Origin of the sequence: Streptomyces sp. MMBL 11-1, assembly GCF_028622875.1 — a bacterium.
Taxonomy (GTDB): domain Bacteria; phylum Actinomycetota; class Actinomycetes; order Streptomycetales; family Streptomycetaceae; genus Streptomyces.
On the sequence record NZ_CP117709.1, the window covers coordinates 4643566 to 4657740 of the forward strand.

The following is a 14175-nucleotide window of genomic DNA, read 5'->3' on the forward strand; positions in this document are numbered from 1 at the left end:
CGCCTGAGCGGCTGTCTCCGATGCGAGGTTGTCACACAGGAGGACCTCCTCGGTGACACGTGAGCGCTGCGGGCGTCGTACGCTCCCCGCATGGACAGCGCAGAGTACGAGCGAAAGATCGCGCACCGCTTCGCCGCCTTCGACCAGGACGGCAACGGCTACATCGACCGTGCCGATTTCAACGCAGCGGCGGCCCGTCTGCTCGCCGAGTTCGGTACGACGGCCCGCTGCGACAAGGGGCAGGCGCTCTACACCGGTGCCGAGGCCTTCTGGCAGGGCATGGCGGGGATCGCCGATGTGGACGGGGACCAGCGGGTCACCCGTGAGGAGTTCGTGGGCGGGGCGGTGAAGCGGCTCCGGGACAATCCCGGGCGGTTCGCCGAGATCGCCCGGCCGTTCCTGCGGGCGGCCATCGCGGTCGCGGACAGCGGGAACGACGGCAGGGCGGCGGTGGCGGACGTGGAGCGGGCGCTCCGGGTCCTCGGTGCCCGGGCCGAGATCGCGAGCACCGGCGCCCGGAGCCTGGACACGGACCAGGACGGGCTGGTGGCGGAGAGCGATGTGGTGGCGGCGTTCGCCGTGTACTTCACGGTGATCGAGCCCGACGCGTAGAAGCCCGTGGCCCACCTGGCGGAGGCGGACGCCGTGCTGGTGGGCTCCGGCGCACTCCTCGGTGAGCCGCCGCGCGCCTGCGTCGTCGTGGCCCTTGCCCGTACGGTCGATGGATCCGCTCACCCCCTGGGCCGGGTGGAGGGGCGTGCGGCAGCGCCAGAGGCGTACCCCGGCGCATTCGCTTACGAGGGGGCGCTTCTCAGTGCTGCCGAACAACTCGGCAGCGCCGCCCGTACCACCGAGACAGCTGTTCAACACGCCAGGGAATGCCAGCAGTTCTGATCGCCCATCGGATCGTTCCGGGCGGTCAGACATCTCTGCGCCGACATGCTCGCCCGCACCGAACCGGCCCGCGCCGCCGTGTACGCGGCTGCCGTGACCGGCGACCCGGTGGAGATCACGGCGGCGAAACCGCTCGCCGGCGAGGCGGCCGTACGCAACGCGCGCGGCTGCCCTCCAGATCCACGGCGGGACGGGCTTCACCTGGGAGGCAGATGTTCACCTCCACCTGGAACGGGCCTGGTTCCGCTCCGCGGGCCGGGTCACCGGGGCCCGCGCGGAGGAGCTCCTGGCCGCCGGCCTGGGGGCCGCCCGGCCGTGTCCGGGCAGGGCGGGCGGCGCCCGGCGGAGGAGGCCCGGGAGCGGGGGCGGCGGAGGGTGACGCAGCGCAGCCGTGCGATGCCGATGCCGACCTGCGCCCTTTGCGTGATTCGTCACCGGGTGGAGTCGGTGTCCGGCTCGGGTACGCTCCGTGGGATGCGAGTGGTTCTGGAACCGGGCGATCCGGGAGCGGCCTGTGCGGCGGCTCCGGTCCGGGGCGAGGGCTCTCGCCGGAGATGTGCCGGGCCTGCCCGAAGAGCGTTTCTCGCAGTCCCTGCGCGCTCCTGTTCGACTCCCCGCAACGTGCGTCGCACAGTATGCACCACGCATACTCCTTCGCGCTGGAATATGCCCGAAGCGCTTGTTGCGGTGACTGTACGTCAACCATGCTGTCGCGTAGGGGAATCACGTTCCGTGACCCTGAGGAGGCGCGAGGCGATGTGTCCGCCGGTTCGGATGGTGTGAGCGGTGCAGGTGCTTCAGGTTCAGCTGGAGGTCGGTCCGGATCCCGCGGAGGTGGGGCGGGCCCGTAGGTGGGCGCGGTCGCGCCTGGTCGGTTCCGGGATAGGGGATGACGAGCCGCTCGCCGAGACGCTCATCCTGCTGATCTCGGAGCTGGTCACCAACGCCGTCGTCCACACGGGCTGTCCCGCCGTGCTGCGGATGCTCTTCGGCGGGGCCGGGGCGTCCGGCGCGGCCGGGACCGTCCGGGTCGAGGTCGCGGACGCCAGCGACCGCCCGCCGCTCCAGCGGCACGCGGAGGGCGACGACACGGGCGGCAGGGGCCTGGAGCTGGTGGACGGCCTCGCGGACCGCTGGGGCTGGCTGCCGGAGGGCGGCGGGAAGCAGATCTGGTGCGAGGTCGACCGGTGCGCCCCGGTGCGGCTCCCGGAGACGCCCTCGGCCGCCGGCCGGGGCGGCGAGGGGTGCGAACCGCCCTCCTGCCTCTTCACCAACCTGACCTGAGTTTCCGGCCCCTCCCCTCCTCGGGGAGGCCTTTCGCAGGACCGACGCCGGGGTGACCGGCGATCCGGTCACCCCGGCGTCGGTGATCAGGCGCATCAGGACGCGGTGGCCGCCGGACGGTCTCCTCGAAGATCACAGGAAATTCGCGTAGTGGTATAGACCATGAGCTGATACAGGTTGGCGACGTGATGGAGAAGCCGACGGAGCGCGCGTCCATACCCGATGCCGCGCGCGACACCCGAACGACCGCCACCCCGACGTCGAACCCGCTCCCGGCCCTGCCCCCGCTCGATCCCGGCGGACCGGGCGGCCCCGCCGGAACGGGTCGGGGCGCAGAGGCCTCCTCCGGCCCTGCCCCCGGCCCCGCGCGGCTCTGGAACCGTAACTTCCGCTGCTTCTTCGTGGCCCGTACGGTCGCGCTCTTCGGCGACGGCATGATCCCGGTGGCCCTGACCGCCGGGCTGCTGGGTGCGGGGCGGCCCGCGTCCTCGGTCGGCTTCGCGCTCGCCGCCTGGATGGGACCGCTGGCGGTGTTCGTCCTGTTCGGCGGGGTGCTCGCCGACCGGTTCACCCCGCGCCGCATGATGATCGTCGCCGACGCCCTGCGGCTGATCGGCGCCTCCGTGCTGGCCGTGACCTTCGCGACGGGCAATCCGCCGCTGTGGGCGGTGTACGTCCTCAGCTCCGTGGCCGGCGTCGGCGCGGCGCTCTTCCAGCCCGGGGTCGCCTCGACCGTGCCGCGCGTCTCCTCGGACGTCCAGCGCGCCAACGCCGTCCTGCGGGTCGCCGAGGCGCTGATGACCATGGCCGGGCCCGCCTTCGCCGGGGCCCTCGTCGGCCTCGCCAGCGCAGGCGCCGTCTACGCGGCGAACGCGGCGACCTTCGCGGTCTCCGGGGCCTGCCTCTTCCTGATGCGGCTGGCCCCGGCCCCGCACGACGACGCGGCACGCGGCACCTTCGCCGCCGAACTGATCGGCGGGTGGCGGGAGTTCCGGGCCCGGTCCTGGCTGTGGGGCGTGATCGCGGTCTGGACGGTGTACGGCTTCGCGGTCCTCGGCCCGATGCTCCCGCTGACCGCTGTCCTGGTCACCGAGGCGCACGGCTCGGGGGCGTACGGGATGCTGATGGCGGTGAACGGGGCGGGCAGCGTCGTGGGCGGTCTTCTGGCCCTGCGGCTGCGCCCGTCGCATCCGCTGGCCGCGGGGGCGGCGGCGCTGCCGCTGATGGCGGTGAGCCTGCTGGTGCTGGCGCTCGGGATGCCCGTGCCGGTGCTGGCGGCGGGACAGCTGCTGGCGGGCGGATCGGCCGCGTTCTGGCTGGTGATGTGGTCCACGACGGTCCAGACGCACGTTCCGCCGGAGGCCCTGAACCGGCTGCACGCCTACGATGTGGCGGGCTCGCTCCTGATGGTCGCGGCGGGCCGCGCCCTGGCGGGCCCGGTGGCCGAGGCGGTCGGGGCGCCGGAGCTGCTGGTGGCGGCGGCCGTGGTCAACCTGGGGGTGGTGGCGGTGCTGTTGGTGTCCCGGCCGATTCGGCAGCTCAAGAGGATCGGGTTCGTATGAGGGCCCCGGCCCGGTCCGCGCGATCCACCGGCGACTCCCCGGCCTGCGGGCGCGGGGCCCGTCCGCTCATGGCCCGCGCGTCCATGGCCCGTGCGTCCATGGCCCGTGCGGTCGCGGCGGTGGCGGCTGTGGTCACCGTCGCCGCGGGCCTCGCCGTGCGCGCCGGGGCGGACGGCGCGTTCGCGAAGTACGCGGGGAGTGCGCTCTACACGGTGCTGCTCTGCACCCTCGTCGCCTTCTGCGCGCCCCGCGCACGCCCGGCGGTTGTGGCCTCCATGGCGCTCGGCCTGAGCTGGGCGGTGGAGTTCGCGCAACTCACCGGCGTACCGGCGGAGCTGTCGGCGCAGAGCACGGCGGCCCGGCTGGTGCTCGGCTCGACCTTCAACGCACCGGACCTGCTCTGGTACGCGGTGGGCGCGGCGGCGGCCTGGTCCGTCCACACGGGAGTCCGGCGGCTCGCTCCGTGTTGACCTCGGGCATGCGCGACATGTCCGTTCCGGGGGCGGAGACCGCGCCGTCGGCTGATGCCCGTCCGTGGTTCAGCCCGGCGGCCATGGCCTGGGGCGTGTCCCATCACGCCCGCCACGAGAGTTGACGAGTCGTCAGATGTGGACCCGTGCGGCAAGGCCGACCAAGACGGCCAGGCCGGCCAAGTCGCACGGTGGCTCGGTGCGGGGCGGTCGGCCGTCAGGCTCCGGAGCGCCGGGCGTAATGGCGCTGTGCCTTCGCGCGGTTGCCGCAGCCCGCCATGGAACACCATCGACGCGTCCCGTTCTTGGAGACGTCGTAGAAGTGCAGGATGCAGGCGTGGTTCGCGCAGGGGCGGATGCGGTCGGGCCGGTCCGCGACCAGCCGCAGCCAGTTCTCCGCCGCGTACCAGGCGGGGGCCCAGGACGGGTCGTCCATCTCCACCACCGACATCGGCGCCCCGTCGGGGCCCAGGGTGCGGCGGATGCGCCCGTGTGAGAGGACCTCGTTCAGCCGGTCGGCGCTCTCGGGGGTGGCCGGATCCTGACGGGCGGCCGAGGCGACCAGGGTGTCGAGCGCCGTCCGGGCGAGGAGGAGCCGGTCCCGTGTGGCGGGGTCGGCGGCCGGGGTGGGGTCGAGGTGGCCCCGCACCGCCGGGCTGTTCAGCCAGACGCCCAGGCCGGCCACGGAGTCCAGCAGGTCGTGCGGGCCACTCCCGTCGATCCAGCGGGTGTTGAGCAGGTCGAGAGCGAGCGGCTCGCCGGTCAGTGGCCGGGGGTCCGCGCCGGGGGGATGCGACACGGCTGGCTCCTTCTGTCACGGGGGGCGGGGGCGACTGCTCCGTCAATCATAACCAGCCAAATGAAGATCACCGGTTGACCTGGTTCGATCTAACCCCCAAACTCGATATCAGCGGTTGTGAGATCACCTCGCGACCCTGACCGAAGGAGCGGGACCGATCATGGGCAAGGCGAAGAACCTGCAGACCGGCCACGTCGGCCTCAACGTCACCGACCTGGAGCGCTCGGCCGCCTTCTACCGCGAGGTCTTCGACTTCGAGGTGCTGGCCGAGGGCAAGGACGCCGATCGCCGCTGGATCTTCCTGGGGCGCGACTCCCGGCTGATGGTGACCCTGTGGCAACAGAGCGAAGGCGCCTTCGCGACGGCCCTCCCCGGCCTCCACCACCTCTCCTTCCAGGTGGACTCCGTCGAGGAGGTCCGGGCCACCGAAGAGGTCCTGCGCGGGCTGGGCGTGGAGTTCGCCCACGAGGGCGTCGTACCGCACGGCGAGAGCGGCACATCGGGCGGCATCTTCTTCACCGACCCCGACGGCATCCGCCTGGAGATTTACGCGCCGACCGGGGCCGACCCGGCGGACGCCCCTGTCGCCGGCGCTCCCACCTGCGGCTTCTTCTAGGGCAAACAGCTTCCAGACAACCGGAGAACCGGGCGGCCAGGCATCCGGGCGTGCAGACATGCGGGCGTGCAGGCATGCGGGGCGCGCAGGCGTGCGGGCCTTCGGACGTCGAGGCGTCCGGGCAGCGGGCGTCCAGGCGTCCGGGCAGCGGCAGAAGAGCAGGAGGGTGGGGTCATGAGCGCATATCACCGGGGCGAGGTCGCCGCGCAGGAGCGGGCGGGGCTCACCCGGCGGGCGGAGAGTGCGGGGCGGGCCATCCGCTCCGACATCCCCGAGGTGGCGGCGGACTTCCTCGTCCGGCAGCCCTTCCTGGTGGTGGGCGGCGCGGACGAGCGGGGGCGGATCTGGGCGACGCAGCTCACCGGCGCACCGGGGTTCCTGAGCGTGCCCGCGCCGGACACCCTGATCATCGGGGCACTGCCGTCGCCCGACGACCCGCTGGCCGGTCCGCTGTCCGGCGCCGGCGCGGGTGGGGCCGCCCCCGCACGCATCGGCATGATCGGCATCGAACCGGCCACCCGGCGCCGGATGCGGATGAACGGCCGGGCGGTCCGTCACGGGGACGGGCTCCGCGTCGCCCTCGACCAGGCCATCGCGAACTGCCCCAAGTACATCCAGGTGCGACGGCACCACCGCATCGTTCCGGGCGAGGAGACCGGGCAGCGGCCCGCGGTCGTGGACGGCGACGCCCTGAGCCCGGCGCAGCAGGAGGCGCTGCGGACCGCCGACACCTTCTTCGTCGCCACCGCGTCCGACCGGGGCGACGCCGACGCCTCGCACCGGGGTGGCAACCCGGGCTTCGTCCAGGTGCTCACACCCCGGCTGCTGCGCTGGCCCGACTATGCGGGCAACGGCATGTTCCTGACCCTGGGCAACCTCGAACTCAACCCGGCCGCCGGCCTGCTCGTGCCCGGCTGGGACACCGGGGCCTCCCTCCACCTGACCGGCTTCGCCCGCACGGTCTGGGACGGGGACGCGGTGGCGCGGATCCCGGGGGCGGAGCGCCTCGTGGAGTTCGAGGTCACCGCCGTGCGGGAGATCGCCGCCGCCTCCCCGCTGCGCTGGTCGGAACCCGCCTTCCACCGCTTCAACCCACCGGTGGCCCGCTGATCCCACGGCCGGGGGTGGTCCTCTCCGTGCCCCGCCGTCAGTGCCGGCTGTCAGCGCCCCGTCAGCGCCCCCGGTACTCCGGCGACCGGCGACCGGCGCTCGACGAAGGACGCCGCGCCCTCGTTGGCGTCGCGCGTGGCCATGTCGATCTCCTGGGCGGCGGTCTCCGCCGCGAACGCCATGACCCGGTCACCGTCCAGCGAGAGGCCATTAGTTGACGCTACGTCAGGGCGCTGAACTGGTGATGCGTCAGAAATGGGTGTGCGCGCAAAGGCTCGCGCGATCATCCGCCGGCCGTGCGGGCGGAACGTGCCGTGGTCACGGAGAGGTAATCCGTGGCGTAGAGTGGTGTTTACCGACGCGGGGTGGAGCAGCTCGGTAGCTCGCTGGGCTCATAACCCAGAGGTCGCAGGTTCAAATCCTGTCCCCGCTACTGAAGAACACGACCGAGGCCCGGATCCCTGTGGATCCGGGCCTCGGTCGTTTCCCGGTGGGGGCCGCCGTGCCGCCTCCGCCGGACGCTCGGACATGCCTCCCGGTCACTGAGCCATGGGCGGGGCAGCCCCGCCGGGTGAGGCTGGTGCCATGAATCGGACAGACACGACCTCCGCGCAGGAACCCGTACTCGTGATCGGCGGCACCGGCAAGACCGGCCGCCGGGTGGTGGCCCGGCTCCGTGAGCGGGGAGTGGAGACCCGGGCGGCCTCGCGGACCGGCGACACCCCGTTCGACTGGGCGGACCCCACCACCTGGGCGGCCGCCCTGGACGGGGCCGCCGCCGTCTACATCACCCCGCTCGACGCCTCCCCCTCTCCTACACCCGCCTTCGTCGAACAGGCCGTCGCGAGCGGGGTGCGGCGGCTGGTGCTGCTTTCGGCCCGGGGCGTGGACGTGCCCGGCTTCTTCGGCCCCGGGTACGAGAACGGCGGCCCGCACGGCGAGGGCGAGCGGGCCGTACGCGCCTCCGGGGTGACCTGGACGATCCTGCGGCCCGGCTGGTTCGCCCAGAACTTCAGCGAGGGCGTCCTCCTCGACGGCGTACGCGGCGGCGAACTGGCCCTGCCGACCGGGGACGGGAGGGCCGCGTTCGTGGATGCCGACGACATCGCGGACGTCGCCGTCGCCGCGCTCACCGAGGACGGTCACGCGGGCCAGGAGTACGGGCTGTCGGGCCCGCGCGCGCTCGGCATCGACGATGTCCTGGACGAGATCGCGAAGGAGACCGGGAAGCGCGCCGCGTACGTCCGCGTCGACACGGACGCCTTCCGTGCCGGGCTCGTCGCCCAGGGCTTCCCGGACGAGGAGGCCGGCCTCTGGACCGACGCGCTGTACCCGATCATCACGAGCGGGGAGGCGCCCGTCCTGGACGGGGTGCGGCGGGCGCTCGGCCGGGAGCCGCGCGACTTCGCCGTGTTCGTCCGGGACGCGGCGGCACGGGGCGTCTGGGGCTGAGACCCCCTGCCGGTGTCCCTGCCCCTGCCCCTGTCCCTGCCTCGCCGGTTCCGGCACCGGCACCACCGGCCCCCCGGCACCACCGGCCCCGGCGGGGGCGTGGGCGGGGGCGGACGCCGGAACCGGGATCAGGGCCGGAGAGGGGCCGAGCCCGGGGGCGGAGGCGGGCCAGGCCCCGGGCTCCATGAAGAGGCAGCCGCCCCCGCGCCCCGGGGGCGGCTCACCCTTTCGCGGGGTCCGTAAGACGGTTTGCCGGGGCCTGGGGCCTGGGGCCCGGGGGCGGTTTGGCGGGGACCGGGAGGCGGTTCACCCCGCCGGGGCGGCCGTCTCCACGGTGTCGGCGGCCGAAGCCGCGCGCCGGAACGCGGTCGGGCTCTCGCCGCGCAGCCGCTTGAACGCCGCGCTGAAACCGAACGCGTCCGCGTAGCCGACCCGCCGGGCCACGGCCGCCACCGTCAGCTCCGGGCGGGTTAGCAGGTCGGCCGCGAGCGTCATCCGCCATGCGGTCAGGTAGGCCACCGGGCCTTCCCCGACCAGCTCGGTGAACCGCTTCGCCAGGGTCGTCCGGGAGACACCCGCCCGGACCGCCAGTTCCGCCGTCGTCCAGGGATGCGCCGGGTCCTCGTGCATCGCCCGCAGGGCCGGCCCCGCCACCTGGTCGCCGAGCGCCCCGTACCACCCCGGCGGATCCGCCTCGGGCCGGTCGAACCAGTCGCGCAGCGTGCACACCAGCAGCCAGTCCAACAGCCGGTCGAGCACGATCTGTTCGCCCGGCCGCCCGCCGCCGATCTGTCCCTCCAGATAGTCGCGCATCGGCGCGCAGTCCTGCTCGTCGGGCACCACGAGGGCGGGCGGGAGCGCCCGCAGGAGCCGCTGCGGCACCTGCGCCCGCACGTCATAGGTGGCGGCCAGCAGCACGGTGGGGAAGCCGGACCCGGGCCCGGCTTCCGGCGCGGGGGCGCCGGCCGGGGCCATGGCCCCGGCCACCTCCCGTGCGCCGCCGGCGAGGCCCGTCCCCGTACCGTTCGCCGGGTCGTCGGTGAAGACGAACGGGGCCGGGCCGCGGACGATCGCCGACTCGCCGACCTCCACCCGCAGGGGCTCGCCGCCCTCCGGCACGATCCACCCCCCGCCCCGCATCGGCAGGCACAGCGTCAGATACGCCCCGTCGGTGAACCGCACCGACCACGGCGCGCGCAGCACCGAACGGCCGAACACCGCGCCACTGCCCCGCACGCCCCGCAACAGCTCGTCGAACACGTCCATGACGCAACTGTAGGCAGAGCCGCCGCCGTTCCGGACGCTCCCCTATGCACGACGGACGGACGCCCATGGGCCCGGCGCGATCCCCGCGGTGGACTGGGCCCATGACGACGAAGAGCACGCACAGCGTTCCGTCCGGGATCCTCGTCCTCGGGGCCACCGGCAAGACCGGCCGCCGGGTCGTGGCCCGGCTGCGCGCGACCGGGACCACCACGGTCCGCCCCGCCTCCCGCTCCGGCGAGGTCCGGTTCGACTGGACCCTCCCCGACACCTGGGAGCCCGCCCTCGCCGGGGCCGACGCCCTCTACCTGGTCGCCCCCGAGGACCCGTCCCCCGTGAAGGACTTCGTGACCCGCGCCGAGGCCTCCGGGGTCCGCCGCTTCGTGGTCCTGTCCGGCCACGGCATCGAGCACGCGGGCGAGGGCTTCGGCCGGGGCATGGCGGCGGCGGAGGACGCGGTCCGGGGGACCGGGGCCGAGTGGACCCTCCTGCGCCCCAACAACTTCTTCCAGAACTTCGACGAGGACCTGTGGCGGGCCCCGCTGGGCGAAGGCCGCCTCGGCCTGCCCATCGGGGACGTCCCCGAACCCTTCGTCGACGCCGACGACGTGGCGGCGGTCGCGGTGGCCGTCCTCACCGGGGACGGCCACGCCGGCCGCACGTACGAACTGTCCGGACCCCGCGCCCTCACCTTCGCCGGGGCCACGGAGACCATCGCCCGCGCGGCCGGCCGGCCCATCCGTTACGAGGAGCTGACCCCGGAGGCGTACCGCGCCGAACTCCTCGCCCAGGGCTGGCCGGAGGCCGCCGCCGACTCCCTCGGCGCGATGTTCGCCCTGCACCGCGCGGGCCACACGGCCGAGGTGACCGACGGCGTCCGACAGGTGCTCGGCCGGGAGGCGGCGGACCTGGAACCGTGGGCGCGGCGCATCGCCGCCACCGGGGTCTGGGCCGAGGGCGCGTCCGGCGGATCGTGACCGGGCCCGCGACGCCTGGCACCCCCTACGGTCGCCCGTCCGGATCATGCCGGGCCCGCGCGGTCCGGCATGATCCGGACGGGACAGCTCTCCGCTCTCAGGCGAACTGCCCGACCCGGTAGCCGCCGGCCGGCTGCTGGAGGATGACGTTCAGCCGGTTGAAGGTGTTGATCAGCGCGATCAGGGAGGCCAGGGCGAGGAGCTGTCGTCGTCGTAGTGCTGGGCGGCGTTCGCCCAGACGTCGTCCGGGACCCCGCCCGCCGCGTCCGCGATGCGGGTGCCCTGCTCGGTCAGCTCCAGCGCGGCGCGCTCGGCGTCGGTGAAGACGGTGGACTCCCGCCAGGCGGCGATCAGGTTGAGCCGCAGCGCGGTCTCCCCGGCCGCGGCGGCTTCCTTGGTGTGCATGTCCAGGCAGCCGCCGCAGCCGTTGATCTGGCTCGCGCGGATCTTCACCAGCTCCTGGGTCACCGGGGGCAGCGTCGTGTCCTCGACGGCTTTGCCCGCCGAGAGCAGGTGCCCCACGACCTTTCCCGCGACCGGGCTGGCGAAGGCGTTGAGTCGGGCGTTCATGGTGTGCTCCCTCTGCTGTCGTCCGTAGCTGCACACAAGGACGGAACGGGCCCCGGAGGATGTGACACCCGAGGGAGTGACGGGCGTCACCCGAAGGGGCGGCGAGAGGGAGCGCCGAAGAGGTGGCGGAACGCTGAAGAGGTGGCGGAACGCTGAGGAGGTGGCCGGGGGAGCGGCGAAGGGGGCGCGAGGAGGCCGCTCAGGGCCGGGGCACGAGGTTCAGTTCCGCCAGTTCCGCCAGTGCGGCGTCGGCGTGGCCGGTGTGGCCCGACGTGTGGCTCTTGGCCCGTGCCCGGTTCAGGTGGCGCCTGGCGGCCTCCCGGTCGCCGCGGAGCCGTGCCGCCCGTCCCAGGCCGATCTCGGCACGGATCTCGCCCACGCTGTGGGCGCGCTCGGCCGACACGGCCAGCGCGCGCTCGTACAGTTCCGTCGCCCGCTCGGTACGGCCGCCCGCCAACGCCGTTCTGCCGAGCCAGGTCAGCGCCTCGACGACCTCGGTCCACAGGCCGAGCTCCTCGGCCATCAGGAGACCTTCCCGGTGCAGCTCCTCCGTCCGTACGAGGTCACCCCCGCGTTCGGCCGCGAGCGCCAGGGCCCGGGCGGCCCGCAGCCGGCCCCAGCGGTCGCCGGCCTCGGCGAAGAGTGCGGCGCCCAGCTCCGCTGACGCGTCCTGGCCCGGGGCATGGCCGGCGAGCTCGACCAGTGCCGCGGCCTCGCCCCAGCGGTCCCGGGCGGCGCGCGCGCCGGCCAGACTCGCCTCCACCAGCCGCCGCCCCTCGCGGTGGTGGCCCCCGCCGGTCAGGCCGGTGCCGACGAACCACTGCAGCCGGGCCCTCAGCACAGGATCCTCGACGCCGGCGGTGGGGTCCCCGCCCGCCGGGGCGGCTGCCGTACCGGTCCCCGATGTGCGCAGCTCAATACCGGCCAGCCAGAGCCGTGCCGCCACGCGCGCGGCCGGGGCGGCCCCGCCCCCGGCGGCGGCCAGCGCCGTCCGGATCGACCTGCGGGCCTCGGTGAGCCGGCCGCGCAGGAACCAGTACCACGCCTGCGCGTTCACCAGCCGAACGGCGTATCCGGCGGCGTCCTGGGTGACCGCGAGATCCAGGGCACGGCGCAGGTTGACGGTCTCCGCGTCGAGGCGCTCCAGGCAGCTCCGCTGGTCCGGGCCGCGCAGCCGCTCGCTCTCCCGCTCGGCCAGCTCGGTGCAGTGGCGTACGAACCGTGCGCGTACGGCGGTCTCCTCGCCCGCCTCCACCAGCCGTTCGGCGCTGTAGGCGGCCACCGATTCGAGCAGCCGGAACCGGTCTCCCTCACGGACCACGAGCGAGCGGTCCACCAGCCGGGACACCAGGTCGGGGATGCGTTCGGCGCCCAGCCCGGCGTCGGCGCAGACCGCTTGGGCGGACGCCATGACGCAGCCGTCGGCGTGCACGACCAGGCGTCGCAGTACGGTGCGCTCGTCCTCGGTCAGCAGCTGCCAGCTCCAGTCGAGCATGCCCCGCAGCGTCTGCTGGCGGTCCGGAAGTCCGCGTACCCGGACATCGGGCCGGGTGAAGCGGTCGTCCAGACGGGCGGCGAGTTCCTGCGGGCTCAGCGTCCGCAGCCGGGACGCCACGAGTTCCAGGGCGAGCGGAATACCGTCGAGGCGACGGCAGATGGCGGCGACGGCCTCCGCGTTGTCCGCGTCGAGGACGAAGCCGGGCGCCGCCGCGGCGGCCCGCTGCACGAACAGTTCGACGGCGCCTGCCCTCGCCACCGCCCGCGGGTCGGTTCGTTCCGGCAGCGTCAGCGGCGGTACCGGATGGACCACCTCGCCGGGGACGTCGAGGGGCTCCTGGCTGGTGAGCAGGAGGTGTGCCGCGGGCACGGCCGACAGCACGGCACCCGCGAGCACGGCGACCGGCTCGATGAGGTGTTCGCAGTTGTCCAGCAGGATCAGCAGCCGTTTGTTTGCCACCGCCCGGCACAGCCAGCCCACCAGGTCGTCCAGATCCGGCTCCGTCGCCGCGGTGTCGCACAACCCCAGCGTCGTGATGACCCGTTCGGCGATGTCGTCCGGGGCCGACGCGGCGCCCAGCCCCGCCAGTTCGACCAGCCACACCCCGTCGGCGAACCGCGCGGACGCGTCGCGTGCCGCGGCGACCGCCAGCCGAGACTTGCCCACTCCGCCGAGACCGGTGAGGGTGACGAGACGGGTGTTCCCGCCGGGGTCCAGCCGGGCCAGGACCCGCTCGGCCGCCTCGCGCCGGCCGATCAGCGGAGTCAGCGGGGCGGGAAGATTGGTACGGCACGACAGCGATCCGACCGTGGGCGTGGCCAGCCGCGCCTCCTGACGCAGGATCGCCTCGTGCAGCGCGCAGGCTTCCGGGCCGGGTGACGCCCCCAGCTCCTCGGCGAGTCGCCGCCGCAGATCCTCGAAGCTCCGCAGGGCGTCGCCCTGCCGCCCGGCCCGGTACAGGGCACGCATATGGGTTATGCGCAGCCGCTCGCGCAGCGGGTGGCGCTCCACCGAAACCCCCAGCTCCGCCGCCAGTGCCGCGTGCTCGCCCCGTGCGAGGCGCGCCTCGGCGTGGTCCTCGACGACGTTGAGGCGCAGCTCCTCCAGCCGGGCGATCTCGCCGCGGGCGAACAGGGACTCGGCCACATCGGCGTAGGCCGGCCCCCGCCACAACGCGAGCGCTTCGGCGAACAGGTCCGCCCGCACCGCCGGTTCCCGGTGGGCGCGGGCGCGCTCGGCCAGCTCCTGGAACTCCAGGGCGTCGACCTTGCCGATCACGTCGTGCCCGTCGTCCGCGAGCAGCAACCGGTAGCCGACGGGCTCGCGGATCACCCGCTCCCGGCCCAGCACGCGGCGCAGCTGGGAGACCTTGGTCTGCAGGGTGTTGGCCGACCCGCCCGGCGGGCCGCTCGCCCACAGGTCCTCGATCAGGCGGTCCGCCGGCACCGGCCCGCCGCCGTGGACGAGCAGATCCGCCAGCAGGGCGCGGACCTTCGCTTCGGGGACCTTGACCGGCCGCCCCTCGGCGTCCCAGACGGCCAGCGGGCCGAGCACCCCGTAACGCATGGCCGGAGTCTAACGCCGGACGACCATCAGGAAACCGTGCGTGAGGGTCGGCACTGTGGCGCGTGCCCGTTGTCGAGACGCGGGACGCGAGACGCGCGACGCGGGACACGAGAC

At 74.2% G+C, this 14175-nt stretch carries 12 protein-coding genes, 1 tRNA gene and 2 pseudogenes; 10 read left to right on the forward strand and 5 right to left on the reverse strand.

The window, feature by feature from the left end; all coding sequences use genetic code 11:
• Nucleotides 1-90 precede the first annotated feature (90 nt).
• The 5 genes and pseudogenes from PSQ21_RS20480 to PSQ21_RS20500 all read left to right on the forward strand — a co-directional run bounded on the left by PSQ21_RS20480 (nt 91) and on the right by PSQ21_RS20500 (nt 4210).
• Nucleotides 91-612, forward strand: coding sequence for an EF-hand domain-containing protein (locus PSQ21_RS20480; RefSeq protein ID WP_274032076.1), 522 nt, complete (start codon nt 91-93; stop codon nt 610-612).
• A 3-nt stretch (nt 613-615) separates the two neighbouring features.
• Nucleotides 616-1273 (forward strand): annotated as a pseudogene (locus PSQ21_RS20485) (acyl-CoA dehydrogenase family protein); the annotation flags it as partial.
• Nucleotides 1274-1680: 407 nt separating this feature from the next.
• Nucleotides 1681-2178: an ATP-binding protein gene (locus tag PSQ21_RS20490; RefSeq protein ID WP_274032077.1), complete on the forward strand. Its 498-nt coding sequence runs from the start codon at nt 1681-1683 to the stop codon at nt 2176-2178.
• 188 nt (nt 2179-2366) lie between these two features.
• Complete coding sequence (locus PSQ21_RS20495) at nt 2367-3740, forward strand: MFS transporter (protein ID WP_274032078.1); 1374 nt, start codon at nt 2367-2369, stop codon at nt 3738-3740.
• Between the two features lie 68 nt (nt 3741-3808).
• Nucleotides 3809-4210, forward strand: coding sequence for a ribosomal maturation YjgA family protein (locus PSQ21_RS20500; protein WP_443334425.1), 402 nt, complete (start codon nt 3809-3811; stop codon nt 4208-4210).
• Nucleotides 4211-4427: 217 nt separating this feature from the next.
• On the opposite strand, the gene PSQ21_RS20505 is transcribed toward PSQ21_RS20500, so the two are convergent.
• Nucleotides 4428-5009 (reverse strand): CGNR zinc finger domain-containing protein, encoded by a 582-nt coding sequence (locus tag PSQ21_RS20505; RefSeq protein WP_274032079.1) that lies wholly within the window; start codon nt 5007-5009, stop codon nt 4428-4430.
• A gap of 160 nt (nt 5010-5169) precedes the next feature.
• On the opposite strand from PSQ21_RS20505, the gene PSQ21_RS20510 reads away from it, so the two are divergent.
• Nucleotides 5170-5625 carry a VOC family protein gene (locus PSQ21_RS20510; RefSeq protein ID WP_274032080.1) on the forward strand — a complete coding sequence of 152 codons (456 nt, stop codon included), beginning with the start codon at nt 5170-5172 and terminating at the stop codon, nt 5623-5625.
• A gap of 174 nt (nt 5626-5799) precedes the next feature.
• Nucleotides 5800-6735, forward strand: a complete 936-nt coding sequence (locus PSQ21_RS20515) for a pyridoxamine 5'-phosphate oxidase family protein (RefSeq protein ID WP_274032081.1) — start codon at nt 5800-5802, stop codon at nt 6733-6735.
• Between the two features lie 50 nt (nt 6736-6785).
• On the opposite strand, the gene PSQ21_RS20520 is transcribed toward PSQ21_RS20515, so the two are convergent.
• The gene (locus tag PSQ21_RS20520; RefSeq protein WP_274032082.1) at nt 6786-6917 is read right to left on the reverse strand and encodes a hypothetical protein; all 132 of its coding nucleotides are present in this window, start codon (nt 6915-6917) and stop codon (nt 6786-6788) included.
• Between the two features lie 177 nt (nt 6918-7094).
• Here PSQ21_RS20520 and PSQ21_RS20525 point away from each other — a divergent pair.
• A tRNA-Met gene (locus PSQ21_RS20525) sits at nt 7095-7168 on the forward strand.
• Between the two features lie 152 nt (nt 7169-7320).
• The gene (locus PSQ21_RS20530; RefSeq protein ID WP_274032083.1) at nt 7321-8187 is read left to right on the forward strand and encodes an NAD(P)H-binding protein; all 867 of its coding nucleotides are present in this window, start codon (nt 7321-7323) and stop codon (nt 8185-8187) included.
• A 306-nt stretch (nt 8188-8493) separates the two neighbouring features.
• On the opposite strand, the gene PSQ21_RS20535 is transcribed toward PSQ21_RS20530, so the two are convergent.
• The gene (locus tag PSQ21_RS20535) at nt 8494-9453 is read right to left on the reverse strand and encodes an AraC family transcriptional regulator (RefSeq protein WP_274032084.1); all 960 of its coding nucleotides are present in this window, start codon (nt 9451-9453) and stop codon (nt 8494-8496) included.
• A 101-nt stretch (nt 9454-9554) separates the two neighbouring features.
• Between PSQ21_RS20535 and PSQ21_RS20540 the strand changes: the two genes are divergently transcribed.
• Complete coding sequence (locus tag PSQ21_RS20540) at nt 9555-10427, forward strand: NAD(P)H-binding protein (protein WP_274032085.1); 873 nt, start codon at nt 9555-9557, stop codon at nt 10425-10427.
• Nucleotides 10428-10524: 97 nt separating this feature from the next.
• Here the strand turns inward: PSQ21_RS20540 and PSQ21_RS20545 are convergent.
• Together PSQ21_RS20545 and PSQ21_RS20550 are read right to left on the reverse strand one after the other, a co-directional pair.
• Nucleotides 10525-10997, reverse strand: a pseudogene (locus PSQ21_RS20545) (carboxymuconolactone decarboxylase family protein).
• Nucleotides 10998-11196: 199 nt separating this feature from the next.
• Entirely contained in the window at nt 11197-14061 is a 2865-nt protein-coding gene (locus PSQ21_RS20550; RefSeq protein ID WP_274032086.1) for a BTAD domain-containing putative transcriptional regulator, read from the reverse strand.
• Nucleotides 14062-14175: the final 114 nt, after the last annotated feature.

Bases quoted from the DNA above. Each gene is read 5' to 3' on its own strand.
- PSQ21_RS20480 (WP_274032076.1), top strand. From the start codon at position 91: ATGGACAGCGCAGAGTACGAGCGAAAGATCGCGCACCGCTTCGCCGCC.
- PSQ21_RS20495 (WP_274032078.1), top strand. From the start codon at position 2,367: ATGGAGAAGCCGACGGAGCGCGCGTCCATACCCGATGCCGCGCGCGAC.
- PSQ21_RS20500 (WP_443334425.1), top strand. From the start codon at position 3,809: ATGGCCCGCGCGTCCATGGCCCGTGCGTCCATGGCCCGTGCGGTCGCG.
- PSQ21_RS20510 (WP_274032080.1), top strand. From the start codon at position 5,170: ATGGGCAAGGCGAAGAACCTGCAGACCGGCCACGTCGGCCTCAACGTC.
- PSQ21_RS20515 (WP_274032081.1), top strand. From the start codon at position 5,800: ATGAGCGCATATCACCGGGGCGAGGTCGCCGCGCAGGAGCGGGCGGGG.
- PSQ21_RS20520 (WP_274032082.1), bottom strand. From the start codon at position 6,917: ATGGCGTTCGCGGCGGAGACCGCCGCCCAGGAGATCGACATGGCCACG.
- PSQ21_RS20530 (WP_274032083.1), top strand. From the start codon at position 7,321: ATGAATCGGACAGACACGACCTCCGCGCAGGAACCCGTACTCGTGATC.
- PSQ21_RS20535 (WP_274032084.1), bottom strand. From the start codon at position 9,453: ATGGACGTGTTCGACGAGCTGTTGCGGGGCGTGCGGGGCAGTGGCGCG.
- PSQ21_RS20540 (WP_274032085.1), top strand. From the start codon at position 9,555: ATGACGACGAAGAGCACGCACAGCGTTCCGTCCGGGATCCTCGTCCTC.
- PSQ21_RS20550 (WP_274032086.1), bottom strand. From the start codon at position 14,061: ATGCGTTACGGGGTGCTCGGCCCGCTGGCCGTCTGGGACGCCGAGGGG.